Source organism: Rhodovulum viride (genome assembly GCF_003265965.1).
Lineage (GTDB): Bacteria > Pseudomonadota > Alphaproteobacteria > Rhodobacterales > Rhodobacteraceae > Rhodovulum > Rhodovulum kholense.
On the sequence record NZ_MUAV01000004.1, the window covers coordinates 59,426 to 82,258 of the forward strand.

Consider the following 22,833-nt stretch of genomic DNA (forward strand, 5'->3'; position numbering starts at 1 on the left):
CGCCCCGTCAGGGGGCGGGTCAGGTGCCGCAGAAGGTCTGGCGGACTTCTTCACCGGGCGCGGGCGGGGCGCGGAAGGCGCGGGCCTCGTCCTGGGGATCGAAGGGATGGGCCAGCACCTGATGCAGCCGCTCGAACGGGCCGAGATCGCCTGCGCGGGCGGCCGCGATCGCCGCCTCGACCCGGTGGTTGCGGGGAATATAGGCGGGGTTGGCGGTGCGCATCCGGGCCTGGGCCGCGGTGGGCGAGGTGCCCTCGCGGTCGAGCCGGGCCTGCCAGCGTGCGGTCCAGGCCTCGAGTCCCGCGCGGTCGCGAAGCCTGCCGGGCGACCGGCCTTCGGCCAGGTCGCGGAAGGTGTTGGTGAAATCGGCCCGCTCGGCGGCCATCAGGTCCAGAAGCCCGTGGATCAGCTCGGCATCCCCGTCCTCGGCGGTGCCAAGCCCGATCTTCGGGCGGAAGACATCGAGCCAGGCCGCCTTGAAGAGATCGGGAAAGCCGTGCAGGGCTGCGGTCGCAGCCTCGATGGCGCGCTCGCGGTCGGGGTCGATCAGCGGCAGCAGGGCGGTCGCCAGCTGCGCCAGGTTCCAGACCGCGATATCGGCCTGCCGCCCGTAGGCATAGCGCCCGAACTGGTCGATGGAGCTGAAGACCGTGTCCGGGTGATAGCCGTCCAGGAAGGCGCAGGGGCCATAGTCGATGGTCTCGCCCGCGACCGAGGTATTGTCGGTGTTCATCACCCCGTGGATGAAGCCCACCCCCATCCATTGCGCCACCAGCCGGGCCTGGGCGGCCAGCACCGCGCCCAGCATGTCGAGCACGGTTTCGGTCTCGGGGTAATGGCGGGCCATGACATGGCGCGCCAGCGCCTCGAGCGCATCGGTGTCCTTGCGCACCGCGAAATACTGGAAGGTGCCGACTCGCACATGGCTGGCCGCGACCCGGGTCAGCACGGCGCCGGGCAGGCGGGTCTCGCGGATCACCTCCTCGCCGGTCGCGACGGCGGCCAGCGCCCGGGTCGTCGGAATGCCGAGCGCGTGCATCGCCTCGGACACCAGATATTCGCGCAGCACCGGACCCAGCCAGGCGCGCCCGTCGCCCATCCGCGAATAGGGGGTGCGGCCCGCGCCCTTCAGCTGAAGGTCGTGCCGGGTGCCGTCAGGCGCCACGACCTCGCCCAGCAGAATCGCGCGGCCATCGCCCAGTTGCGGCACGAAGCCGCCGAACTGGTGCCCGGCATAGGCCTGGGCCAGCGGCTCGGCGCCCTCGGGCAGGCGGTTGCCGGCCAGCGTCTCGACGCCCTCGGGCGAGGCCAGCGCCTCGGGGTCGAGCCCCAGCGCCTCGGCCAGCGGCCGGTTCAGCGCCAGCAGTCGCGGCGCGCGCACCGGCTCGGGGGCCTGACGGCTGAAAAACCGGTCCGGCAGGCGGGCATAGGAATTGTCGAAGCGGATCGAAAGGGTCATGCTGCGGACGTAGGCCGGGCGCCGGGGCTTTCCAGCGGAGGGGTTTCCCGGAACGGGCAAGGCCCCCGGGGTGGTACCGGGGGCCTGCGGGTCTGTCAGGTGCCTTGAGGGCCGCGGATGCGCGCGGTCTCAGGCTTTCTTCTTGCGACGGCCGACCGCGGCCAGGCCGCCAAGCCCGCCCAGCAGCATCAGCCCCGCCGCCGGAAGCGGCACCGGTGCCACGGTGATCGAGGCCAGCTTGTAGGAATCGTCTATCGCATCGGCGCCAAAGCTGATCGTGGTGCCGCGCAGCCCGCTCAGCGGATAGGGGTTCGGGCCCGACCGCTCTTCGGGCGAGACCAGCGTGCCATCGACGAAAAGATCGAAGCTGTCGGAATTGCCCCAGAACGAGAAGAGCACCGCCGAGAAGTCGACGGTCTGGCTGAACGACAGGGTCAGCAGGTCGTTGCCGAGAGCGCCGTCGATGTCGATATAGGGGCCGTCGAGAAAGCCGGTGACGCCCAGGCCATACTCGCTCTGATAGACGGACCGGTCGCAGGACCACGTGGTCGAGCAGTCGGTCTGCACGATCGCGTCCGGGTTGGGAAAGTCGCGATAGACGCCGGCATAGGCGGTCACCGTGATCCCGTCGACGGTCAGCTGGTGGCTGGAATCGAGCGACATGGTCGTGAAGTCGAACGTCGCGGCCGATGCCGCACCCGCACCAAGGACAACTGCCGCCGCCGCAGCGGCATAAGTCATTCTGGACATGTGTATTCCCCCATTCGTAGTAAAGTAATAATTCCTGCGAAATGGTGCAGGTAACAATTTCTTAACAGATCCGGCGCTCCCGGGCAAGAAAGGCTGGCCGGGGTGCCGGGGCGGGCAAATCCGACGCAGGGGGCGATCTGAAATGGAGAATTGCAAGCTATTGTAGAAAATGAAGTTTCCGCATGGGAGATTCCTGTCGTGAAATGCCTGAATGGAACTCTCGTTTTGCGTGAGTTTCGCAAATGAAACTGAAATGCGGCCGGTGCGGGAAATGCGGGACCAGTGATCTGGGTCTTATGCCGTCAAAGCCGGCCGAGCCGGTCGGTCAGCAGCGCGAAGAATGCGTCCGCGTCGATGTCGCCCATGAAGGTCGCATTGGGGGCGCGGCCCGAGACGCCCCACCAGTCGGCGACGGTCATGCCGCGGGTAAAGCGGCCCTCGGTCTCGAGCTCGACATTGACATGGCGGCCGCGGAACAGGTCGGGCCGGATCAGATAGGCGGTGACGCAGGGATCGTGCAGCGGCGCGCCGTCCGAGCCGTATTTCTTGCGGTCGAAGCGTTCGAAGAAATCGGTCATCGCGGCCACGGCGTCGCCCGCAGCGGTGCCAAGCGCCCGGAACGCGTCGTTGCGCGGCTTCGTGACCAGCGCCTTGTGGGTCACGTCCAGCGGCATGACGGTCAGCGGCACGCCCGAGGCAAAGACGATGGACGCGGCCTCGGGGTCGACGAAGATGTTGAACTCGGCCGTGGGGGTGATGTTGCCGACCTCGAAATAGGCGCCGCCCATCAGCACGATCTCGCGGATCTTCGGCGCGATCTCGGGCGCCTCGCGCAGCGCGGTGGCGATGTTGGTCAGGGGCCCCAGCGGGCACAGCGTGACCTCGCCCTCGGGGGCGGCGCGCAGGGTCTCGATCAGGAAGGCGACGGCGTGGGCGTCCTGCAGCGGCATGGTCGGGTCGGGCAGGGCGGGGCCGTCGAGCCCGGTCTTGCCATGGACATGCTCGGCGGTGACAAGCGCGCCCGCCAGCGGCCGGTCGCAGCCCGCGAAGACCCGGATGTCGGGCCGTCCGGCCAGTTCGCAGACAATGCGTGCATTCTTCTGGGTCAGCGCCAGCGGCACGTTTCCGGCGACGGCGGTGATGCCAAGAACCTCGATCTCGTCGGGGCTGGCCAGCGCCAGCAGGATCGCGACGGCGTCGTCCTGGCCGGGATCGGTATCGATGATGATCTTGCGGGGCATGGCGGGTCTCCGGGAGGGGGGCCTGCACCGTGGCGCGGGCGCGCCGGGATGTCCAGCGCGCCCGCCTTTCGGGTCAGTGGCCCTGTCCGGTAGAGGCCCTGCCCGAAACCTGCTCAGCCGTCGAAATCGACTTCCTCGACCAGCCGCAGCGCCGCCGCACGGTCGCGCGACAGGGCGATCAGGTTGACGTCGTCGGCGGTGAAGCTGCCCCAGCTTCTCACCAGGTCCGAGGGCTCGGTGCCGGGCACGACGGGATATTCGTAATTGACCTCGGCATAGATTTCCTGGGCGTGGTCCGAGGTGAGATATTCCATGAATTTCAGCGCGTCATCGCGGTTCGGCGCGGCCTTGGTCATGGCGATGCCCGAGATGTTCACATGGGTGCCGCCGCCCTCGAAGACCGGGAACAGCACGTTGACCGAGTTCGCCCAGGCCTCCTGTTCGGGGTCCTTCAGCATCTGGCCCATGTAATAGGTGTTGCCAAGCGAGATGTCGCATTCGCCCGCCCAGATGGCCTTGACCTGCGCGCGGTCGTTGCCTTGGGGCTTGCGCGCGAGGTTGGCTTTGACGCCCTCAAGCCAGGTCTTGGCGGCCTCTTCGCCATGGTGGTGGATCATCGCCGCAACCAGCGCCAGCGTATAGGCATGGGTGCCCGATCGGGTGCAGATCCGGCCCTTCCATTTCGGATCGGCCAGATCCTCGTAGGTGGTGATTTCCGAGGGATCGACCCGGTCCTTGGCGGCATAGACGATCCGGGCGCGGGTGGTGACCCCGAACCAGTGATTGTCGGCATCGCGGAAGGCGGCCGGGATCTTCTCGATCAGCGTGTCGCTGTCGACGGCCTGGGTCACGCCCGCATCGACCGCTTCGGCCAGCCGCGCCACGTCGACGGTCAGGATGATGTCGGCCGGGCTGCGCGAGCCCTCGGCCTGAAGTCGTTCGACCATGCCCTTGTTGAGAAAGGCGATATTGGTGGCGATGCCGGTATCTTCGGTGAAGGCGTCGAGGATCGGCTGGATCAGCTCGGGCTGGCGATAGGAATAGATATTCACATCGGCCTGGGCAGTCGGGGCCAGCGTGGCCGCCGCGGCCGTGGCCGCAAGGGCAGTGCGCAAGGTCATGGGGTCTCCTGTCCGGTCTGGTGCGTCGCGGACAAGGTAAGCCTGACAATTTTAGTCGGGTCAAGGTGCCGCAGCCTTGGGTCGCTCACATCCGCTTGAGGCGGCGTGAGCGCGGCCCGGGCCTAACCTTGCGCCTTTTCCTCGGCCTTCACCGCGTCCCAAAGCGCGTCCATTTCGGCCAGGTCCGACTCTTCGGGGCGCTTGCCCATGGCCGCCAGCCGGGCCTCGATGCCGTTGAACCGGCGGGTGAATTTCGCATTGGCGGCGCGCAGCGCCTCTTCGGGCTCGATCTTCAGGTGGCGGGCGAGATTGGCCACCACGAACAGAAGATCGCCGAATTCCTCGAACACCTCGGCCTCGGTCAGGGTGTCGCGGGCCTCGGCCAGTTCCCGGGCCTCCTCGACGATCTTGTCAAGCACCTGCGCCGTCTCGGGCCAGTCGAAGCCGACCCGCGCCGCGCGCTTTTGCAGCTTGACCGCCCGGGTCAGCGCGGGCAGCGCCAGCGCCACGTCGTCCAGCACGCCCCTGGCCTTCTTTCCGGCCCGCTCGGCCGCCTTGATCGTTTCCCAGTCGCGGGTCTGCTGTTCGGCCGACTTGTCGCGGCTTTCGTCGCCGAAGACATGCGGGTGACGCGCCACCATCTTGTCCGAGATGCGGTCGGCAACGGAGTGAAAGTCGAACAGCCCCGCCTCGGCCCCCATCTGCGCGTGATAGACCGATTGCAACAGCAGATCGCCCAGCTCGCCCTCCAGCTCGTCCCAGGCCTCGCGCTCGATGGCGTCGGCCACTTCATAGGCTTCTTCTATCGTGTAGGGCGCGATCGAGCGGAAATCCTGTTCGATGTCCCAGGGGCAGCCGGTCTCGGGGTCGCGCAGGCGCCGCATGATTTCCAACAGGCGCGGCAGGCCGCCCCTGGGGTCATGGATCAGGCGGTCGGAATCCTCGGTCATCTGGGCCTCGCAATCTGGCATCGGCAGGAGTTGGACAAAGACAGGCCGGGGTGTAAAGCCGGGGCTGGAGAAAGGGAACCCGCGCGCTATCCTGCGCGGGGTGCAGGAGGGGGCATGCGATGGCACTGGAAGACGCGAAATCCGAGGTGGACGGGGCGATCACCCGCAAGGGGCATCGCGGTCTTGCCTATGAGAACGCCTTCGCGGGGGTAACCTCGTTCATGCGCCGCAGCCTGACCAAGGATCTTGCGGGCGTTGATCTGGCCATCACCGGCATTCCCTTCGATCAGGCGGTGACGAACCGGCCCGGCACCCGCTTCGGGCCGCGCGCGATCCGCGAGGCCAGCACGCTGCAGGCCTTCGACGTTCCCTATGGCTGGGGCTACAACCCGTTCGACGCCTTCGACATCGTCGATTACGGCGACATGGCTTTCGATTATGCCAGCGTGGCCGAGTTTCCGGCCCGGGCCGAGGCCCATGTCGCGGGCATCCTGAAGGCGGGCGCGGCCTGCATCGCGCTGGGCGGCGATCATTCGGTGTCCCTGGCCCTGCTGCGCGCCCATGCGGCCAAACATGGACCGCTGGCGCTGGTGCAGTTCGACGCCCATACCGACACCTGGGCCGATGACGACTTGGCGCGGATCGACCACGGCACGATGTTCGGCAAGGCGGTCAAGACGGGGCTGATCGACCCGGCGCGGTCGGTCCAGATCGGCATCCGCACCGACAATCCCGATACGATGGGCATAACCGTGCTGGACGCGCCTTACGTCCATGAGCATGGCCCCGCCGCCACCGCCGCCCGGGTGCGCGAGATCGTGGGCGAGGCGCCGGCCTATGTCAGCTTCGACATCGACGCGCTGGACCCGGCCTTCGCGCCGGGCACCGGCACGCCGGTCTGGGGCGGGCTGACAAGCGCCCAGGCGGCGGCGGTCCTGCGGGGGCTGCGCGGGATCGACACGGTGGGCGGCGACGTGGTCGAGGTCTCGCCGCCCTATGACCCGACCGGCGTCACCGCCATTGCCGGGGCACATGTCGCGGTCGAACTGATCTGCCTCTGGGGCTGGACCCGCCGGGGCGAGACCGGAGCCAGGCCATGAAGATCCTGCCGCTTGTCCTTTTGCTTCTGGGGATTGCCGCTGTGGGCGGCGCGGTCTGGTTTCGCATGGTTCCGGACGATCCGGGGGTCTGGCATGTCGACCCGCTGACCGCGACGAAGCCCGAAACCCCCAATGCCGCGCTTGTCCGCCCCGAAGGCGGCGACCGCGCGGCGCCGGTCTATCCCGTCACCCCCGAGGCGCTGGCAGAAGCCTTCGACGCCATGGCGCTGGCCCAGCCGCGCACCTCGCGGATCGCGGGCGCGCCCGGCGATCTCTTCATGACCTATGTCCAGCGCTCGGCGCTTTGGGGCTTTCCGGATTATATCTCGGTCCGCATCCTGCCCGAAGGGGACGGGGCCACCTGGGCTGCCTTCTCGCGCTCGCGCTATGGCCATTCCGACCTTGGCGTGAACGCCAAGCGGCTGACCGACTGGCAGGCGGCGCTCGAGGCCCGGCTGGCCTCTTGACCGTCCCCCGGCTTTCGCGCGACAGAGCGCCATGGTCCCGCTAGACAAACTCGAACAGATCTCGCGCCGCTTCGGCTATCTCGAAGCCCGGCTTGCCGAAGGTGCCGGGGGCGATTTCGCCCAGATCGGCCGCGAATATGCCGAGCTGAAGCCCGTGGTGGCCGAGATCGAGGCCTATCGCGGGCTGCTGTCGGATATCGACACCGCCGAGGCGATGCTGAAAGACCCCGAGATGCGCGCGCTGGCCGAGGAAGAGCTGCCCGACCTGCGCGCCCGCCTGCCCGAGATGGAACAGGCACTGAGGATCGCGCTTCTGCCCAAGGACGCGGCCGATGCCCGCCCTGCCATCGTCGAGATCCGGCCCGGCACCGGGGGCGAGGAAGCCGCGCTTTTCGCGGGCGACCTGCTGCGGATGTATCAGCGCTATGCCGAGACCAAGGGCTGGCGTTTCGAGATCCTCGAGGAAAGCCAGACCGAACTGGGCGGGATCAAGGAAGTGACCGCCACCGTGCAGGGCGAGGGCGTCTTCGCGCGCCTCAAATACGAATCCGGCGTGCACCGGGTCCAGCGCGTGCCCGCGACCGAATCCGGTGGCCGCATCCATACCTCGGCTGCGACGGTCGCCGTGCTGCCCGAGGCGCAGGAGGTCGATATCGACATTCCGGCGGGTGACATCCGGATCGACACCATGCGTGCCTCGGGCGCGGGCGGCCAGCACGTCAACACCACCGACTCGGCCGTGCGCATCACCCACCTGCCGACCGGGCTGGTCGTCACCTCGTCGGAAAAATCCCAGCATCAGAACCGCGCCATCGCCATGGCTGTGCTGCGCGCGCGGCTGTTCGACCTGGAGCGTCAGAAAGCCGCGGACGAACGCGCCGCGGCCCGCAAGGCGCAGGTCGGCTCGGGCGACCGGTCGGAACGGATCCGCACCTACAACTTTCCGCAGGGCCGGATGACCGACCACCGGATCAACCTCACGCTCTACCGACTGGACCAGGTCCTGGCGGGCGATCTCGACGAAGTGATCGACGCGCTGATCGCCGACGACCAGGCCACGATGCTGGCCGAGATGGAGGGATGACCGCGCCCACCGGGTCGGTCCTGCTGGCGGGCGCCGTGGCGCGGCTGCGCGCGGCCGGTATCCCCGATCCGCAGCGCGATGCCCGGCGCCTTCTGGCCCATGCTCTGGAAATCGCGCCCGGACGCCTGACCCTCGTGCTGCCCGAGCCCGTGCCCCCGGCGGCAGAGGCGCGCTTTGCCGCCGCGCTCGACCGTCGTTCGGCGCGCGAACCGGTGTCGCATATCGTCGGGCTGCGGACCTTCTGGGGCCGCGATTTTCGCGTCAGCCGCGACGTGCTGGACCCCCGGCCCGAGACCGAGACGCTGATCGAGGCCGCCCTTTCCGCCCCTTATTCCAATGTGTTGGACCTGGGCACCGGATCGGGCTGCATCCTTCTGACGCTGCTGTTGGAGCGGTCGGGCACGGCCGGAACCGGTACCGATATCTCGGCCCCGGCGTTGGCCGTGGCGCGCGAGAACGCGGACCGGCTGGGATGCGACGGCGCGCGCTTCGTTTTGTCGGATTGGGACACGGCGGTCGAGGGGCGGTTCGATCTTGTCGTCTCGAACCCGCCCTATATCGCCGAGGCTGAGATGCCGGGCCTTGCCCCCGATCTGGCCTTCGAGCCGCGCGGTGCGCTGACCGATGGCGGCGACGGGCTGTCGGCCTACCGCGCCATCGCCCGTGCGGCGCTTGCCCGCCTGGCGCCCGGCGGTCGGCTCCTGGTCGAGATCGGCCCGACCCAGGCCCGCGCGGTTTCCGCGATCTTTGCCGGGGCCGGCCTTGAAACCGTCGCGATCCGGCCCGATCTCGATGGTAGAGACCGGGTTGTCGAGGCACGCGTCGCGGCGCCGGGGACGTAACGTCAAAACGTTGCGTGCCGCGCGTGGCTCTCGCCAAATGGCCGCAATTGGTGTATTTACCTCTTGCCAGCGTCTGTGGCCCGTGTTTACTGCACGCAGCGTTGGCCGGGTGCCGGGTAGGCGCCCCTCGCGCAAGACAAGCCAAAAAAGGGTCGACAGGGGCTCGTTTTGGACCCGCGCATTTCGACGCGCGGCCCTGTCCCAAGACACCACCACTAGGCTGGAAACAAGAACACGCATGAGACCGTCCAAGTCACGTTCGCGCTCCAAGTCGAACCGGTCGCGCTCGATCGGTAATATCGTCAATCGGGTCTTCGACAGTTCGGGCCCCGAGGGGAAGGTGCGCGGCACCCCGCAGCAGATCATCGACAAGTATAACCAGCTGGCGCGCGACGCCCATCTGGGGAACGACCGGGTCGCTGCCGAGAACTTTCAGCAGCATGCCGAGCATTACGCGCGGCTGCTTGGCGAGGCCCAGCGCGAGCAGGACGCCCGCCGCGAACAGCAGGATGCCCAGCAACCCCGTCCGCGCGAGCGCGACGAGGCGCAGGAGACCTCTCAGGGCAACGACGAGGCCGAGGAGTTCGCACCGAAGGCGGCCTCCGACAGCGGCACCGACGTAATCGACATCGTCGGGGATGACGACGGTCAGGAAAGCACCCTGGTCGAGACCCCCGAGGAAAGGCCCGCGCCGAAACCGCGCCGTCCGCGCAAACCGCGCGCGGTCAAGCCCAAGGGCGACGAGGCCGGGGGCGCCGCAGAGGGCGGCGAGTCGGGACATGGGGACTCGGGTCAGGGCGGCGATCAGCCCGATACACCGAAATCCGGCACCGGGAAACGGCGCGGCGACACGGCCGCGAATGACGGCCAACCGGCCAGTGACCCGCAGCGCGAGGCCCCCGCGGCCGAGTGATCGGCGCAAGCTTCGGCGGCCTTTCCGAATGACCGGCGGCGCCATGCGCCGCCGATTTCATGTCAGGTATAAGGTCCGCGGCACGGGCTTTGCGTCAGCCGCGCGCGGCGACCAGAGCCCGCGCCAGGGCGCAGAACGCCTCCAGCGGCAGCTGTTCGGCGCGCTCGGTGGGGGCGATGCCGACGGACTGCAGCAGATCCTCGATTCCGGGGGCGAGTCCCTTGAGGCTTGCCCTCAGCATCTTCCGGCGTTGCCCGAAGGCCGCCGCCACCACCCGTTCCAGCACCGCCGGATCGGCCTCGAAGCGGGGGGCGGGCAGGGCGGTCAGATGCACCACGGCCGAGGCCACCTTGGGCGGCGGCGTGAAGGCCTCGGGCGGCAGCTTCAGGGCGATCCGCGCGTCCGTGCGCCATTGCGCCAGGATCGCGAGCCGCCCATAGGCCTTGCTCCCCGGCTCGGCCACGATCCGCTCGGCGACCTCCTTCTGGAACATCAGCGTCAGGCTCGACCAGACCGGCGGCCAGATGGCGGGCGTCAGCCAGCGCACCAGAAGCTCGGTGCCGACATTGTAGGGCAGGTTCGCCACGATCTTCACCGGCGGCGTCAGATGCGCCAGCGGATCGAGCGCCAGCGCGTCGCCATTCACCACTTCGAGCCGCCCGGGATAGGCCGCCGCGATCTCGGCCAGCGCGGCCAGGCACCGCGTGTCCTTCTCGACCGCCAGAACCCGCCGCGCGCCCTCGGCCAGAAGCCCCCGGGTCAGCCCGCCGGGGCCGGGCCCCACCTCCAGCACGTCGGCTCCGCCCAGATCGCCCGCCACCCGCGCGATCTTGGCCGTCAGGTTCAGATCCAGAAGAAAGTTCTGCCCCAGCGCCTTTTTCGCCGACAGCCCATGCGCTGCGATCACCTCGCGCAGCGGCGGCAACCCGTCGATCGTGCTCATGCCCGCGCCCTTTCTTCTTCTTGGCGAAAATACCCGCCGGGGGTCCGGGGGTGGCACACCCCCGGCGCCGGCCACATGGCCTAGCGCCGCCCCGCCGCGCGCGCCAGCGCCATCTCGCGCGCCAGCTCCAGCGCGGCAATCAGGCTCGACGGATCGGCCCGGCCGGTGCCCGCGATGTCGAAGGCGGTGCCGTGATCGGGCGAGGTGCGGATGAAGGGCAGCCCCAGCGTCACGTTCACGCCGCCCGCGAAATCGAGCGTCTTGATCGGGATCAGCGCCTGGTCGTGATACATCGCGACCGCCACGTCATAGCGCGCCCGCGCCTCCGGGTGAAACATCGTGTCGGCCGACAACGGCCCCGCGATCCGCATCCCCTCGGCCCGGAGCCGGTCCAGCAGCGGACCGATCAGCGCGATTTCCTCGCCGCCCATCGCGCCGCCCTCGCCCGCATGGGGGTTGAGCCCGGCCACCGCCAGACGCGGGGACTCGATCCCGAAATCGCGGATCAGCGCGGCCTCGGTGATCCTGAGGCTTCTTTCCAGCAGATCGGCGGTCAGCGCCCGCGGTACCTCGGCCAGCGCGATATGGATGGTCACCGGCACCACCTTCAGGGCGGGCGCGGCCAGCATCATCACCACGTGCTCGACCCCGGCCAGATGGGCCAGGAACTCGGTATGGCCGGGATGCGGAAACCCGGCCCCGTCCTGCAGCGCCTTCTTGTGGATCGGCGCGGTGCACAGGGCCGAGGCCTTCCCCTCCTGCACCAGCGCGACGCCGCGGGCGATGGCCTCGATCACGCCCGCCGCATTGGCCGGGTCGGGGCGGCCCGGAACGGCGGGGGCTGGGAAGGGCAGGCGCAGCACCGGCAGCGCGGTCGCGGCCACATGCATCGCCTCGGCGGGCGCGTGGATCTCGGTATGGGGCGTGCCCTCGGGCAGGTGCCGGGGGTCGCCGATCCAGAAGAAGGGCAGGCGCGCGCCCAGGGTCTGCCAGGCGCGGGCCGCGATTTCAGGGCCGATCCCGGCGGGTTCGCCGCAGCTCAGCGCGATGGGCAGGCCGGTCATGGCTCGCGGATGATGGCGTCGGCTTTCAGCTCGGCAAGATAGCTGTCGGCATAGCCCGCCATCCGCTGGCCGAACAGCTGCCGCCGCACCGCCTCGCGGTCGACCGCGCCGTCCTCGCCCAGATCGGGCGTGCGGCCGCACAGCATCAGCACCACCGCGGCCCGGGCATTGCCCAGCGCATAGGACACCTCGTTATCGTCGAGCTTGGCCAGTTCCTGCGCCACTTCGGGCGGCAGATCGCTGACCTGGCGGGTTTCGCGCACCAGCCGCTCGGGCGGCAGGCCGTGCGCCACGCCGTAAAGATCGTCGCAGGTATCGGCCTGCATCCTGACCTTCATCGCCTGCGCCAGCGTCCCGCCGGGAATGATGAACTTGGCATAGTCGACGGCGGCGGTCTTCGGCCCCTCGGTTCGGCCCTCGCGGATCGAGCGCAGCTGGAACAGAACGATGGCATTGTCCATCTCGATCGGTTCCGACACCTTGCCCGGCCCCAGCGCCAGCACCTGCCCGGCGACAGAGGGCGGCAGCTTCGAGAGCGGCATCCAGCCCATGCGCCCGCCCTGATCGCGCGACCGCGACACCGAATACTTGCGCGCCGCGGCGGCGAAGGCATCGGCGCTGTCGATGGATCCGGTCAGCTGGCGCGCCAGCGCCAGCGCATCGCGCCGATAATCGGGCGTGTCGGCCCGCAGCACGATTTCCGACAGCAGCACCTGGGTTCCCGCCGCGGCGGCCGAGCCGCCCCCGGCGGCCGATTGCACCGCGCGGTCGATCTCGGCATCGGTGACCTGGGTCCGCGGCCCGTATTTCGCGCGCACGACCTCGCGCCAGGCCAGCCCGGACTTGACGAAATCGCGGAAGCTTTCCTCGGACACCCCGGCCTGGCCGATCAGCACCACGAACTGGTCGACATCGAGGTTTCCGCGCGCGGCGAATTCTTCCATGCCTTCCTTCAGCTGCTCGTCGCTGACCGTGATCCCCAGCCGTTCGGCCTCGTCCAGGCGCAGCCGGTCGTCGATCAGGCCGTCCAGCGCGACCTTCTCGATATTGGGCGGATTGCCGAGCAGCCGGAGGAACTGGATCCGCTGATCCATCTCGTAATTGGTGATCGCCTTGTCGTTGACGAACAGCCGCGGGGCGAAGGGGCCTCCCTGCTGCGCCATGCTGCCATCGGCACCGCTCAGCACCAGAATTGCCACGGCCGCAGCCGCAAGGCCAACGCGTCCGATCATGCCTGTCCTCCGTTCTTCGTCTGCCTCATCAGCGCATGCACCGCCGTGCGCCGCCGCTCTTTCCCCGCGATCCGAACCCGGCCAGAGAGACCGTCAGATCGAAATCGGTGGACGGGTTCACATTAGTGGACGAGGTGAAGCGGCGCGAGAGGGAAAGATCCACGCTCACGCACTCATTGCTGTATTCGAGCCCCAGCCCGGCCTTGGCGGCCTCGTCGGCCACGAAGTCGTAGCGCCAGTTGGCCTTGCCGGTCCAGTTGCGGTGAAAGTCGTAGGCGGCGTCGACCAGCCATTCCGACCGGTCGTCGGTGCGGTCTTCCGACGGGTTGGCCTCGACCCAGAGCAGGCTCGACCCGATGTCGATCCCGTCCTTTTCCCAGTCGATCCTGAGATCGTTCTTGGTGAAGTCGAACGAGTCGTCGAAAATGGCCCTGTTGGTCAGGCTGACCGCCGTGCCGAAATCGAGCTTGACCGCAGTCAGCCAGTCCGACATGTCGCCCTCGAGCCCCGAGCCGCTGGCGAACTGGTCGTCATCCTCGAAGCGCCAGATCCGCCCGACGGTCAGACCCAGAGCCCATCCGCTGGGGGCATAGCGGGTCCAGCCCAGACCGAGATTGGCGCGCAGCCCGGTTTCGCGCGCATCCTCGCCCGCAAAGCGCGACATCGAGAAAAGGTTGCCCTCGTCGAATTCGACCAGCACCCCGTCCTCGTTCGGGATGTCGCTGTCGTCGTCATGGCTCCAGGCCAGCTGGACCACCGGTTCGAGGATCTGCGAGCTGCCATCGGCCGCGCTCTTGACCATCGGCCAGCGCAGCTCGACCGCCGCGCCGGGGGTCAGCCGGGTCTGGTTGCCGCCATAGACGGCGTCGTCGCCGATTTCGTAATGATCGAGCGTGACCTCGCCCAGCGTCGCCAGAACCATCCCGTTCCGAAGCGTCCAGTCGCGGCGCCAGTTCGCGCCGATGGTCACGCGGCCCAGATCCATGCCGTCGCCATAACTGTCGAAATCCGGCCCGTCGGTCTCTTCGGTCGACCGGCGGTGCAGCATGTCGGCCGAAAACTCGAGCCGGGCCAGACCGCCCAGCGTCGCGGGTTCGAACCGGCGCACATAGTCGGCCTCGCCCACGAGGGAGGGCATTGTGGAATTGTCTTCCGAGTCGCGGAGCGTCTTGAGATGGCCGATCTCGGCGCGGATCAGCTCGTCGCGGCGGGCGCGGCTGATCTCGACCGAGCTTTCCAGCCGGTCCTGTTCGGAATAGCCGTAATCCAGCAGATAGGCGCGGTCCGAGACAGTCTCGATGTCGAAATCGAGCTTGAAGTCCCGGGGCAGATCGAAGCTGCCTTCGGCAAAGAGGTAATGCCGGGTCTCGCCCTCGAGGATGTCGTCGCGCGAGATGGCGCCGTTCAGCTCGATCTCGCCCCGGGTGAAGGCGCGGCGGTAGCGCAGTTCCAGGGTGCGCGTCTGACTGCCCGAGAGATAGGGGGTCAGCGTGAGGTCCTGCGAGGGGCCGAGTTCGATGAAATAGGGGATCTTGATGCCGGTGCCGAGCTGGTCGGTGATCCGGGTCGAGGGCGTCAGGAAGCCGGTCGCGCGCTTGCGCGACGGGTCGGGCACGCGCAGATGCGGCAGATAGAAGACCGGCACGCCCGCGACCTCGAGCCGGGCATGGTCGAAATAGATCTGGCCTTCCTGTTCGTCATGGATGATGCGGCTGGCCCGGATCTGCCACAGCGGCACCTCGCCGTTCACGCAGACCTTGCAGGTCGAGGCGACGGTTTCGCCCAGCCGGTTGTAGCGCCCCGCCACCCGCTGGATATCGGCCGCCGCGATCTGCAGCTGCTGGTCCAGCACCATCCGGGCCGAGCGCAGGATGCCTTCGGTCATGTCGGCCGAAAGCTCTGCGCTGTCGGCCAGAAAGACGGTGTCGGGACCCGAGGTCAGGGTGATCGGCCCCTCGATGGCCAGGGTCTCGCCGTCGCGGTCATAGACGATCCGCGCGGCCTCGAGCCGGGTCTTGCCATAGAAGACCTCGACATTGCCCTCGGCCACCAGCTCGCGCAGATCGCCGACCGAGATCCGGTCGGCGACCAGGGTCGCGGCCGGGCGCGCGGCCTCTTCGGCGAAAAGCCGGTCGGGCAGCGTGGCTGCACCCGTCGTCAGGGCGGTGGTCAGGGCGAAGGCAAGAAGGGCCCGCATCAGCCGTCCTCCAGGTGCAGCAGCAGTCCGAGCGACAGCAAGATCCCTGCCAGCGGCGGGCTCCAGGCCGCGAGCGCCACGGGAATCTGGCCGTTCTCTCCCAATACCTGCGCGAAGTTGCGCAGGAAGAACAGCCCCAGTCCAAGCCCCAGCGCCAGCATCGCCATCGTGCCGGTGCGGCCGAAGCGGACATGGCGCATGGTGAAGGCCGCGCCCAGCAGCACCATGGCCGCCATCACCAGCGGCATGGCCAGTTCCATCTGGAACCAGACCCGCTGGGGCAGGGCCGAAAAGCCCGCCCGGTCGAGACCTGCGATGAAGGCGGGCAGATCCCAGATCGCGACGGCGGCGGGGCGGGCAAAGCTGTCGCGGATGTTCTCGAGCGTCAGGTCGGAGGGCAGCACCAGCTGCGGCGAGACCACCGCCCGGGCTTCGGGATTGTCGATCTCGGGGCCGAAGCCCCAGCGCTTGGCGTCGCGGATGTCCCAGCCCTGGGGCCGCAGCCGGGCCTCGGCGGCCTCGATCCGCCAGACCGGGGCGCCCTTGGCATCGAGCGACAGGAAGGTCACGTCGTAGAACCGGGTGGCCTGGGCATCGGCGCGCGCGGCGCGGATCACGGTCTGGCCCGAAAGCGAGCCCTGCCGGAGCCAGAGCCCCTCCGAGCTGACCGACAGCACGCTGGCCTCGCGCCCCTTGTAGCGGGAAGAGACCGAGTCATACTGGCGCGAGGTGGCGGCGATGATCGGGTTGAAGATCGCGACGGCGATGACGCCATAGACCAGCGCCACCACGACCGGCGCGGTCAGGCTGCGCAGCGCCGAGCGCCCCGAGGCGCGGGCGATCACCAGTTCCGAGCTGCGCGCCAGCGCCAGAAACAGCGCGACCGTCGCCATGACCGCGATCAGCGGCAGGATCGTGTAAAGATCGCCCGGCACCTTCAGCAGGGACAGATGCAGCGCGCCGCCGATACCCAGGGTGCCGGTGTCGAAGTCGCGCAGCTCCTCGACCATGTCGATCAGCACCATGATGGCGCCGAAGATGCCGAGGATGGCCAGCAGATAGAGCGTGAACTTGCGGGCGATGTAGAAATGCAGGGTCATGCGGCGCGCTCCCGGGGCGGGCGGGGACGGCGGCGGCGCATCGCCGACAGCCAGATCAGCCCCAGCCCCAGCGCGATGCCGATCAGCGGCGGGGCATAAGTCACGGGCCAGAGCGCCGCATCGCTTTGCGCGACGCCCGCGGCCGAGTTGCTGAGGAAGTTGACCGCGATCAGCAGGGCGATGGCCAGCCCGATCTGGCGGCCGAGCCCGAAGCGCGAGAACCCGCCGGCCATGAGCGCCCCATAGCCGATCAGCGCACCGGCCACGGCCAGCAAGGCCTGGGCGGTGCGCGCATGGCCCTCATAGAGAAAGAGCGCAAGCGGCTTGCCCGACGCCTCGATCAACTCGGGGCTGGGAAACAGCAGGTCGCGGGTCGACATCTCGTCCAGCGACGGGCGGCGGATCCGCGCGCTGCCGATCAGGCCCGAGATGTCATAGGCGAAATCGTCGAAGGTGGCGGTCGAGAGCCGCCGGTCCTCCTCGCGCAGCCACTGGGCCATGCCGTCGATCATCACCAGCTTGGGGCCGTCCTCGCTTTGCACCAGAAAGGCGCGGTTCGCGGTATAGGTGACGCGGGTCGCGGGATCGGTGGCGTCCGACAGGTAGATCTGTTTCAGCTCGCCCGACCGGGCGATCTCGCGGATGAAGACGGTGATGCCGCTGGCCGGGTGCAGGAACTGCCCCGCCGACAGGAACCGGGCGGTGAAATCGCGCGAAATCTCGGCCTGGCGCAGGTCGAGCTGGGCGCGGCTGGCGGGCACCAGGAAATGGGTCAGGATGCAGATCGGGATCGCCACCAGCAGCCCGAACAGCGCGACCGGCCGCGCCAGGCGCCAGGGGCTGCAGCCAAGCGCCTGCATCACCACCATCTCGCTTTCGTTGGTCAGCCGGTTGACCACATAGACCGTCGCCGCGAAGGCCGCGATGGGCAGCACCAGACGGATCACGTTGGGCAGCGTCAGGGCCGCGAATTCCAGAAAGACCAGGGCCGACTGCCCGTCGCCGATGATGTCGTTGAACAGCGACACGCCCCGGTTGACCCAGTAGACCGAGACCAGCACGAGGGCGAAAAAGCCGAACAGGACGGTCAGCTGCGCCAGAAGGTATCGGTCGAATCTGGGCACAAATATCCCCGGCAGGTCCATGATCGGGCGGCAGACTAGTCCAATCGTCTTGGGGGGAAAACTGCTATCTGGTCAAGCGGGGGGTGCCGGATTAGGTAGGGACCGACAGGTATACCAGATCAGGAGCCGCCGATGAGCACCCCCGTCGCCATTGCCTTTGCCGAAACCGATCTTGAGGCGGTCGCGGGTGCCGCGGGGCGGATCGCGGTCCTTGTCGATGCCGAGGGCAAGCTCGATCCCGGCGCGCGGCGGGTCAACCGCCTGACCAGGGGCGCGCTGGCGCGGTTCACCGACAGCGAGGCCTTCGCCGGGATGAAGACCGCCGAGATCGTGACGCTGGCCTGGCCCGCCGGGCTGGCCGCCGAGGCGGTCGATGTGGTGCGGCTGGACCGCAAGGCCAGCCAGGCCGATGCCCGGCGGGCGGGGGCCGAACTGGCCAAGCGGCAGGGCAAGGCCGACGTGCTGCTGCTGGCGGGCAGCCATCCGCGCGCCGCCGACATCGCCTTCGGCTTTGCGCTGCGCGCCTACAGTTTCGATGCGCACCGCACCGCCGAGCCGGTGGTGCCGGGCGCGGTCAAGGTGATGGTCGCGAAGCCCGAAGAGACCGCGGCCCAGGCCGGGCCGATGGCGGCGCTGGCCGAGGGCGTCTTCTTCACCCGCGATCTGGTGAACGAGCCCGCCAATGTGCTGACCACCGACGATTTCGCCGGGCGGCTGGCCGCGATGCAGGAGCTGGGGCTCGATGTCGAGATCCTCGAGGAGGACGAGCTGAAGACGCTGGGCCTGCGCGCGCTGCTGGCGGTGGGGCAGGGGTCGGAAAGCCCGTCCAAGGTGGTGGTGATGCGCTGGAACGGCGGCGCGGCCGATCAGGCGCCGCTGGCGCTGGTGGGCAAGGGTGTCGTGTTCGACACCGGCGGCATCTCGATCAAGCCCGCGCAGGGCATGGAAGAGATGACCATGGACATGGGCGGCGCGGCGGTGGTCGCGGGCGTCATGCGGACGCTCGCGCTGCGCAAGGCGAAGGCCAATGTCGTGGGCGTCGTCGGTCTGGTCGAGAACATGCCCGATGGCCGCGCCCAGCGTCCGGGCGACATCGTGCGCTCGATGAAGGGCGACACGATCGAGGTGATCAACACCGATGCCGAAGGGCGGCTCGTGCTGGCCGATGTGCTGTGGTACACGCAGGACCGGTTCAAGCCCGCGGGCGTGATCGACCTTGCCACCCTCACCGGGGCCATCATCGTCGCGCTCGGCAATGCCAATGCGGGCGTTTATTCCAACGACGACGGGTTCTGCGCCGATTTCCTGAAGGCAGCCGCCACCGAGGGCGAGGGTGCCTGGCGGATGCCGCTGGGCGAGTCCTACGACAAGCTGATCAAGTCGCGTCTGGCCGACATCAAGAACTCGGCCGGCCGGCCCGCGGGCTCGATCACCGCGGCGCAGTTCCTTCAACGCTTCGTCGCGCCGGGCACGCCCTGGATCCATCTCGACATCGCGGGCGTCGCCATGGTGCAGGACGAGACCGTGCTGGCGCCCAAGGGGGCGACGGGGTGGGGCGTTTTGGCGCTCGACCGGCTGGTGGCCGACCGTTTCGAAGCGTGACGCACCGGTGCTAGGATCGGGTCGCAGAGAGGAAGGACGAGCCCGATGATCATTCCTGCGACCCGCTACCGCGATCCCGAGGCGGCGCTGTTGTTTCTGGTGGGCGTTCTGGGCCTCGAAGAGCAGGCCGTCTATCGCGACGACGAGGGCAACCTGATCCATGCCGAGCTTCGGCTGGGGGACGGGTTGATGATGTTCGGCCCCGCCGGACGGGGCGGGCTCGCCGCGCATCTGGCCGATCCGGGCGAGATCGGCGGGCGCGAGACGACGACGATCTACGCCGTCGTGCCCAATGCGACCGAGCTGCACGGGCGCGCGGTCGAGGCGGGCGCCCGGATCGTGATGCCGCTGGCCGAGCAGAGCCATGGCGGCACCAGCTTCTCGGTCGCCGACCCCGAGGGCCATATCTGGACCTTCGGCACCTACAACCCCCTCGCGCGGCGCTGACCGGGGCCGATGGGACAGGCGCTGTTCTATCATCTGACCCGGGGTCCGCTGGAGGATACCCTGCCCACGCTTCTGGACAAGGCGCTGACGCACGGCATGCGCGTGGTTGTGCGCGGCACCGACCGCGAGCGGCTGGCCTGGCTCGACGACCGGCTGTGGCTGGGCGACGGCTTTCTGCCGCATGGCATGGTCGGAACCGGGTTCGATGCCGACCAGCCGGTGCTTTTGACCGCCGAGGCGACGCTGCCGAACGGCGCGCGCTGCCTGATGGCGGTCGACGGGGCAGAGGTCACCCCCGACGAGACCCGGGCGCTGGACCGGGTCTGCATCCTGTTCGACGGCAACGATCCGGCGGCGGTCGAGCGGGCGCGGGGCCAGTGGCGGCTGATCTCGGGGGCGGGGCTGGCGGCGCAATACTGGTCCGAGGAAAGCGGCCGTTGGCAGAAGAAGGCCGAAAGCGGCGGCTGAGCGCTCCGGCTTGACGGGGCCGCGTGCCCCCGCCAGTCTGACCCGACGCGGCAGGGCTTGGGAGGGCGCCGTGACGTCTGGGATTTCCGGGGATGGGGCGCCGATCCTTCTGGGCCTGATCGGCCGGGGCATCGCGCGCTCGCGCAGCCCCGCCATGCATATGGCCGAGGCGCGGGCGCAGGGGCTGACACTGCTGTACCGCGTGCTCGACATGGACGCGCCGCCGCGGCGGGGGCTCGATCTGGCCGGGATGCTGGCCGCGGCCGAGGCGGCGGGCTTCGACGGGCTGAATGTGACCCATCCGTTCAAGACCGAGGTGACCGGCCTTCTCGACGAGCTGTCGGAAGAGGCACGCGCGGTCGGGGCCGTCAACACCGTGCTGCTGCGCGGCGGGCGGCGGATCGGCCATAACACCGACCTTTGGGGATTCGCCGAAAGCCTGAGGCGCGGTCTGGCGGATGCGCCGCGCGGGCATGTCCTGCTGATCGGTGCGGGCGGCGCCGGGGGCGCGGTCGCGTACGCCCTTGTGCGGTCGGGCGTCGCGCGACTGTCGATCCATGACAGCCAGCTGGACCGGGCCGAGGCGTTGGCGGACCGGCTGTCCGCCCCGGGCGGCGGGTGTGCTGTCCGGGCCATCGCCGATCCGGCGGCGCTGATCCGGGACGACAGGCCAGACGGGATCGTCAACGCAACCCCGATGGGCATGGCCGGGCATCCGGGGATGGCGGTCGCGCCCGATCTGCTGGGCCCCGGGCTTTGGGTGGCGGATATCGTCTATGTGCCGCTCGAAACCCCGCTTCTGGCCGCCGCGCGCCGGGCCGGATGCCGGGTGCTGCCGGGGGCGGGCATGGCGCTGTTCCAGGCGGTGCGGGCCTTCGAGCTGTTCACCGGCCGCTCCGCCGATCCGGCGCGGATGCGGGCGGCGATCGAGCGCTTCGATGCGGGGAGAGCCCGGAGTTAGCCGCGCGGGCGCAGCACCATCTGGGTCTGGATCACATTGGCGGCGAGGGTCCCGTCGCCCCGGGTGATGGTCGTCTGCCAGACCATGGTGCTGCGCCCGCGATGAAGCGGCACGGTCTCGCAGCGCGCGGTGTCGCCAAGCGCCACGGTGCGGAAGAAGTTCGTCTTGCTCTCGATGGTCGAGGTGCCTTCGCCCGCCTCGAGATCGAGGTTCAGGAAGGTCGCAGTGCCGCCCAGATTGTCGGCAACCGCCATGATCGCGCCGCCATGCAGCGTGCCGTTGCGGTTGGTCAGATCCTCGGTCACCAGAAGCTCGGCCAGGACCCGGTCGGGCGCGGCCGAGACCACGGTCAGCCCCAGCAGCCGGGCGAAGGGCGGCTGATTCGCCGCGATCTCTGCGATCCGGTCGCTGTCGGGTCCGGGGTCTTGGGTCGGGTCTGTCATCGGGGGCGCCTCCTCGCTGCTTGCGCCCAGCCTAGCGGGCCGCGCCGGCGGGGGCGAGCGGTTCAGCGCGTCAGGATCATCCGGTCGCGGACAAACTCGATCCGTTCGAAGCGGTTGAGATAGGCCATGCCCAGAAGCGATTCGCGCATTTCGCCGGAATTGACGAAGGCGCGCAGGTTGCGGTCGGTGATCGCCCCCAGTTCGACCGAGTCGAGCCGCACGGGCGCGGTGCGGACCGCGCCATTGGCGGTATGGGCCTCGCCGAAGAACTGCAGGCTCCGTGGATCGATCCCCACCCGTTCGGCATCGTCGCGGGTCAGCACGACATCGGTCGCGCCGGTATCGACGACAAAGCGGATCGGAACGTCGTTGATCCGCAGCGTCATGTAGTAATGGCCATCGGGCGCGCGGGGCACCTCGATCCGGTTTTCGTCGGCAAAGACGGTCTGGCGCGGGGCCACATCGTTGCGGATATCGGACCAGAGCCCGAAGCCCGCGATCACGCCGATGAAGATCAGCCCCCAGATCGCCGCCTGCTGGGCGACTTGCCCCAGCCGCCTGCGGTGCGACAGCAGGAAATAGCCCGCGATGACCGTGGCCAGCAGGACAAGATAGATCAGCCGTCCGAAATCGTCGCCGGTCATGACGCTCCTTTCCCGGGGATAGGACCGATATAGGCGGCGGGAGGCGAAACGCGAAGGGGCTCAGGCCGGGGCAAGGCCGAAATCCCTGAGCCCGTCGAGGATGAACTGCACCGAAAGTGCTGCCAGCAGCATCCCCAGCAGCCGCGAGACGACGACGATGCCGGTATGGCCCAGCGCGCGTTCCAGCAGGCTGGCCGCCAGGAACAGCGCGACACAGATCCCGATCACCGCAATCATCGACAGATGGATCAGCAGCATGTCGAGGGGCGCGCGGTCGATCTGTCCGTTCAGAAGGATCATCGTCGCCATCGCGCCGGGCCCGGCCATCAGCGGGGTTGCCAGCGGAAAGACCGACGGGTCGGGCAGCTCTTCATGGGCACGGTCCTCGCGCCTCTTGCTGCGCCGCTCGAACAGCATCTCGAGCGCGGTCAGGAACAGCAGGATGCCGCCCGCGATGCGGAAGGCGGGCATCGAGATCCCGGCAAAGGCCAGCACCTTTTCCCCGAAGATGCCGAACAGCGTCAGCAGACCGACCGCGATGGCGGCGGCGCGCAGGCCGATGGCCCGGCGCTGGCGGGTGCCCATGCCCTGGGTCAGTGCCACGAAGACCGGCGCCAGCCCGATCGGATCGACGATCACGAAGAGGGTGATGAAGGCGCTGACGTGAAAGCCCAGATCCAT

General features: G+C 68.8%; 23 protein-coding genes. 9 read left to right on the forward strand and 14 right to left on the reverse strand.

Features of this window, described 5'->3' with window-relative positions:
- Positions 1-19 precede the first annotated feature (19 nt).
- From BYZ73_RS04345 to mazG, 5 genes are all read right to left on the reverse strand, one after another.
- Positions 20-1,459: a protein adenylyltransferase SelO gene (locus BYZ73_RS04345; protein WP_112315038.1), complete on the reverse strand. Its 1,440-nt coding sequence runs from the start codon at positions 1,457-1,459 to the stop codon at positions 20-22.
- A gap of 129 nt (positions 1,460-1,588) precedes the next feature.
- Positions 1,589-2,209, reverse strand: coding sequence for a VPLPA-CTERM sorting domain-containing protein (locus tag BYZ73_RS04350; protein ID WP_112315039.1), 621 nt, complete (start codon positions 2,207-2,209; stop codon positions 1,589-1,591).
- A gap of 302 nt (positions 2,210-2,511) precedes the next feature.
- Complete coding sequence (locus BYZ73_RS04355; protein ID WP_112315040.1) at positions 2,512-3,450, reverse strand: nucleoside hydrolase; 939 nt, start codon at positions 3,448-3,450, stop codon at positions 2,512-2,514.
- Between the two features lie 113 nt (positions 3,451-3,563).
- Positions 3,564-4,571, reverse strand: coding sequence for a Fe(3+) ABC transporter substrate-binding protein (locus tag BYZ73_RS04360; RefSeq protein WP_112315041.1), 1,008 nt, complete (start codon positions 4,569-4,571; stop codon positions 3,564-3,566).
- Between the two features lie 122 nt (positions 4,572-4,693).
- Positions 4,694-5,542 (reverse strand): nucleoside triphosphate pyrophosphohydrolase, encoded by an 849-nt coding sequence (gene mazG / locus BYZ73_RS04365; protein WP_425451062.1) that lies wholly within the window; start codon positions 5,540-5,542, stop codon positions 4,694-4,696.
- Positions 5,543-5,640: 98 nt separating this feature from the next.
- Here mazG and speB point away from each other — a divergent pair, with 98 nt between their 5' ends.
- From speB to BYZ73_RS04390, 5 genes are all read left to right on the forward strand, one after another.
- Positions 5,641-6,621, forward strand: coding sequence for an agmatinase (speB, locus tag BYZ73_RS04370; RefSeq protein ID WP_112315042.1), 981 nt, complete (start codon positions 5,641-5,643; stop codon positions 6,619-6,621).
- Complete coding sequence (locus BYZ73_RS04375; RefSeq protein ID WP_112315043.1) at positions 6,618-7,088, forward strand: DUF1499 domain-containing protein; 471 nt, start codon at positions 6,618-6,620, stop codon at positions 7,086-7,088. Before speB ends, BYZ73_RS04375 begins: the two co-directional genes overlap by 4 nt.
- Positions 7,089-7,119: 31 nt before the next feature.
- A complete protein-coding gene (prfA, locus tag BYZ73_RS04380; RefSeq protein ID WP_108026105.1) occupies positions 7,120-8,172 on the forward strand; it encodes a peptide chain release factor 1 in 1,053 nt (350 codons plus the stop codon).
- Positions 8,169-9,014, forward strand: coding sequence for a peptide chain release factor N(5)-glutamine methyltransferase (prmC, locus tag BYZ73_RS04385; protein ID WP_112315044.1), 846 nt, complete (start codon positions 8,169-8,171; stop codon positions 9,012-9,014). Before prfA ends, prmC begins: the two co-directional genes overlap by 4 nt.
- Before the next feature lie 238 nt (positions 9,015-9,252).
- Positions 9,253-9,927 (forward strand): DUF4167 domain-containing protein, encoded by a 675-nt coding sequence (locus BYZ73_RS04390; protein WP_112315045.1) that lies wholly within the window; start codon positions 9,253-9,255, stop codon positions 9,925-9,927.
- Positions 9,928-10,021: 94 nt separating this feature from the next.
- Here the strand turns inward: BYZ73_RS04390 and rsmA are convergent, their stop codons facing one another.
- From rsmA to lptF, 6 genes are all read right to left on the reverse strand, one after another.
- Positions 10,022-10,870 carry a 16S rRNA (adenine(1518)-N(6)/adenine(1519)-N(6))-dimethyltransferase RsmA gene (gene rsmA, locus BYZ73_RS04395; protein WP_108026111.1) on the reverse strand — a complete coding sequence of 283 codons (849 nt, stop codon included), beginning with the start codon at positions 10,868-10,870 and terminating at the stop codon, positions 10,022-10,024.
- Between the two features lie 80 nt (positions 10,871-10,950).
- A complete protein-coding gene (pdxA, locus tag BYZ73_RS04400) occupies positions 10,951-11,934 on the reverse strand; it encodes a 4-hydroxythreonine-4-phosphate dehydrogenase PdxA (protein WP_112315046.1) in 984 nt (327 codons plus the stop codon).
- On the reverse strand, positions 11,931-13,166 hold the full coding sequence (locus BYZ73_RS04405) for a peptidylprolyl isomerase (protein WP_108026115.1): 1,236 nt from the start codon (positions 13,164-13,166) through the stop codon (positions 11,931-11,933). Before BYZ73_RS04405 ends, pdxA begins: the two co-directional genes overlap by 4 nt.
- Before the next feature lie 28 nt (positions 13,167-13,194).
- Complete coding sequence (locus tag BYZ73_RS04410; RefSeq protein WP_112315047.1) at positions 13,195-15,363, reverse strand: LPS-assembly protein LptD; 2,169 nt, start codon at positions 15,361-15,363, stop codon at positions 13,195-13,197.
- Positions 15,363-16,463 carry an LPS export ABC transporter permease LptG gene (lptG, locus tag BYZ73_RS04415; protein WP_108026119.1) on the reverse strand — a complete coding sequence of 367 codons (1,101 nt, stop codon included), beginning with the start codon at positions 16,461-16,463 and terminating at the stop codon, positions 15,363-15,365. Before lptG ends, BYZ73_RS04410 begins: the two co-directional genes overlap by 1 nt.
- Positions 16,460-17,587: an LPS export ABC transporter permease LptF gene (gene lptF, locus BYZ73_RS04420; RefSeq protein ID WP_108026449.1), complete on the reverse strand. Its 1,128-nt coding sequence runs from the start codon at positions 17,585-17,587 to the stop codon at positions 16,460-16,462. Before lptF ends, lptG begins: the two co-directional genes overlap by 4 nt.
- A 132-nt stretch (positions 17,588-17,719) precedes the next feature.
- On the opposite strand from lptF, the gene BYZ73_RS04425 reads away from it, so the two are divergent.
- The 4 genes from BYZ73_RS04425 to BYZ73_RS04440 all read left to right on the forward strand — a co-directional run bounded on the left by BYZ73_RS04425 (position 17,720) and on the right by BYZ73_RS04440 (position 21,065).
- A complete protein-coding gene (locus tag BYZ73_RS04425; protein WP_112315048.1) occupies positions 17,720-19,189 on the forward strand; it encodes a leucyl aminopeptidase in 1,470 nt (489 codons plus the stop codon).
- Positions 19,190-19,234: 45 nt separating this feature from the next.
- Positions 19,235-19,636 carry a VOC family protein gene (locus BYZ73_RS04430; protein WP_112315049.1) on the forward strand — a complete coding sequence of 134 codons (402 nt, stop codon included), beginning with the start codon at positions 19,235-19,237 and terminating at the stop codon, positions 19,634-19,636.
- Between the two features lie 9 nt (positions 19,637-19,645).
- Complete coding sequence (locus BYZ73_RS04435; RefSeq protein ID WP_112315050.1) at positions 19,646-20,104, forward strand: DNA polymerase III subunit chi; 459 nt, start codon at positions 19,646-19,648, stop codon at positions 20,102-20,104.
- A 70-nt stretch (positions 20,105-20,174) separates the two neighbouring features.
- Positions 20,175-21,065, forward strand: coding sequence for a shikimate dehydrogenase (locus BYZ73_RS04440; protein ID WP_245943049.1), 891 nt, complete (start codon positions 20,175-20,177; stop codon positions 21,063-21,065).
- On the opposite strand, the gene BYZ73_RS04445 is transcribed toward BYZ73_RS04440, so the two are convergent.
- The 3 genes from BYZ73_RS04445 to BYZ73_RS04455 form a co-directional block, all read right to left on the reverse strand.
- Positions 21,062-21,508 carry a PaaI family thioesterase gene (locus BYZ73_RS04445; protein ID WP_112315051.1) on the reverse strand — a complete coding sequence of 149 codons (447 nt, stop codon included), beginning with the start codon at positions 21,506-21,508 and terminating at the stop codon, positions 21,062-21,064. The two genes, BYZ73_RS04440 and BYZ73_RS04445, sit on opposite strands and share 4 nt — an antisense overlap.
- 62 nt (positions 21,509-21,570) lie before the next feature.
- Complete coding sequence (locus BYZ73_RS04450; protein WP_112315052.1) at positions 21,571-22,152, reverse strand: retropepsin-like aspartic protease family protein; 582 nt, start codon at positions 22,150-22,152, stop codon at positions 21,571-21,573.
- A 60-nt stretch (positions 22,153-22,212) separates the two neighbouring features.
- Positions 22,213-22,833 (reverse strand): MarC family protein, encoded by a 621-nt coding sequence (locus BYZ73_RS04455; protein ID WP_108026131.1) that lies wholly within the window; start codon positions 22,831-22,833, stop codon positions 22,213-22,215.

What these genes read in the sequence shown, in the direction of transcription:
- rsmA (WP_108026111.1), bottom strand. Translation starts at nt 10,870, where the DNA reads ATGAGCACGATCGACGGGTTGCCGCCGCTGCGCGAGGTGATCGCAGCG.
- BYZ73_RS04450 (WP_112315052.1), bottom strand. Translation starts at nt 22,152, where the DNA reads ATGACCGGCGACGATTTCGGACGGCTGATCTATCTTGTCCTGCTGGCC.
- prmC (WP_112315044.1), top strand. Translation starts at nt 8,169, where the DNA reads ATGACCGCGCCCACCGGGTCGGTCCTGCTGGCGGGCGCCGTGGCGCGG.
- BYZ73_RS04425 (WP_112315048.1), top strand. Translation starts at nt 17,720, where the DNA reads ATGAGCACCCCCGTCGCCATTGCCTTTGCCGAAACCGATCTTGAGGCG.
- speB (WP_112315042.1), top strand. Translation starts at nt 5,641, where the DNA reads ATGGCACTGGAAGACGCGAAATCCGAGGTGGACGGGGCGATCACCCGC.
- BYZ73_RS04375 (WP_112315043.1), top strand. Translation starts at nt 6,618, where the DNA reads ATGAAGATCCTGCCGCTTGTCCTTTTGCTTCTGGGGATTGCCGCTGTG.
- BYZ73_RS04345 (WP_112315038.1), bottom strand. Translation starts at nt 1,459, where the DNA reads ATGACCCTTTCGATCCGCTTCGACAATTCCTATGCCCGCCTGCCGGAC.
- BYZ73_RS04435 (WP_112315050.1), top strand. Translation starts at nt 19,646, where the DNA reads ATGGGACAGGCGCTGTTCTATCATCTGACCCGGGGTCCGCTGGAGGAT.
- mazG (WP_425451062.1), bottom strand. Translation starts at nt 5,542, where the DNA reads ATGCCAGATTGCGAGGCCCAGATGACCGAGGATTCCGACCGCCTGATC.
- BYZ73_RS04390 (WP_112315045.1), top strand. Translation starts at nt 9,253, where the DNA reads ATGAGACCGTCCAAGTCACGTTCGCGCTCCAAGTCGAACCGGTCGCGC.
- BYZ73_RS04430 (WP_112315049.1), top strand. Translation starts at nt 19,235, where the DNA reads ATGATCATTCCTGCGACCCGCTACCGCGATCCCGAGGCGGCGCTGTTG.
- BYZ73_RS04445 (WP_112315051.1), bottom strand. Translation starts at nt 21,508, where the DNA reads ATGACAGACCCGACCCAAGACCCCGGACCCGACAGCGACCGGATCGCA.
- BYZ73_RS04410 (WP_112315047.1), bottom strand. Translation starts at nt 15,363, where the DNA reads ATGCGGGCCCTTCTTGCCTTCGCCCTGACCACCGCCCTGACGACGGGT.
- pdxA (WP_112315046.1), bottom strand. Translation starts at nt 11,934, where the DNA reads ATGACCGGCCTGCCCATCGCGCTGAGCTGCGGCGAACCCGCCGGGATC.
- prfA (WP_108026105.1), top strand. Translation starts at nt 7,120, where the DNA reads ATGGTCCCGCTAGACAAACTCGAACAGATCTCGCGCCGCTTCGGCTAT.
- BYZ73_RS04360 (WP_112315041.1), bottom strand. Translation starts at nt 4,571, where the DNA reads ATGACCTTGCGCACTGCCCTTGCGGCCACGGCCGCGGCGGCCACGCTG.
- BYZ73_RS04455 (WP_108026131.1), bottom strand. Translation starts at nt 22,833, where the DNA reads ATGGATCTGGGCTTTCACGTCAGCGCCTTCATCACCCTCTTCGTGATC.
- BYZ73_RS04405 (WP_108026115.1), bottom strand. Translation starts at nt 13,166, where the DNA reads ATGATCGGACGCGTTGGCCTTGCGGCTGCGGCCGTGGCAATTCTGGTG.
- BYZ73_RS04350 (WP_112315039.1), bottom strand. Translation starts at nt 2,209, where the DNA reads ATGTCCAGAATGACTTATGCCGCTGCGGCGGCGGCAGTTGTCCTTGGT.
- lptG (WP_108026119.1), bottom strand. Translation starts at nt 16,463, where the DNA reads ATGACCCTGCATTTCTACATCGCCCGCAAGTTCACGCTCTATCTGCTG.
- BYZ73_RS04355 (WP_112315040.1), bottom strand. Translation starts at nt 3,450, where the DNA reads ATGCCCCGCAAGATCATCATCGATACCGATCCCGGCCAGGACGACGCC.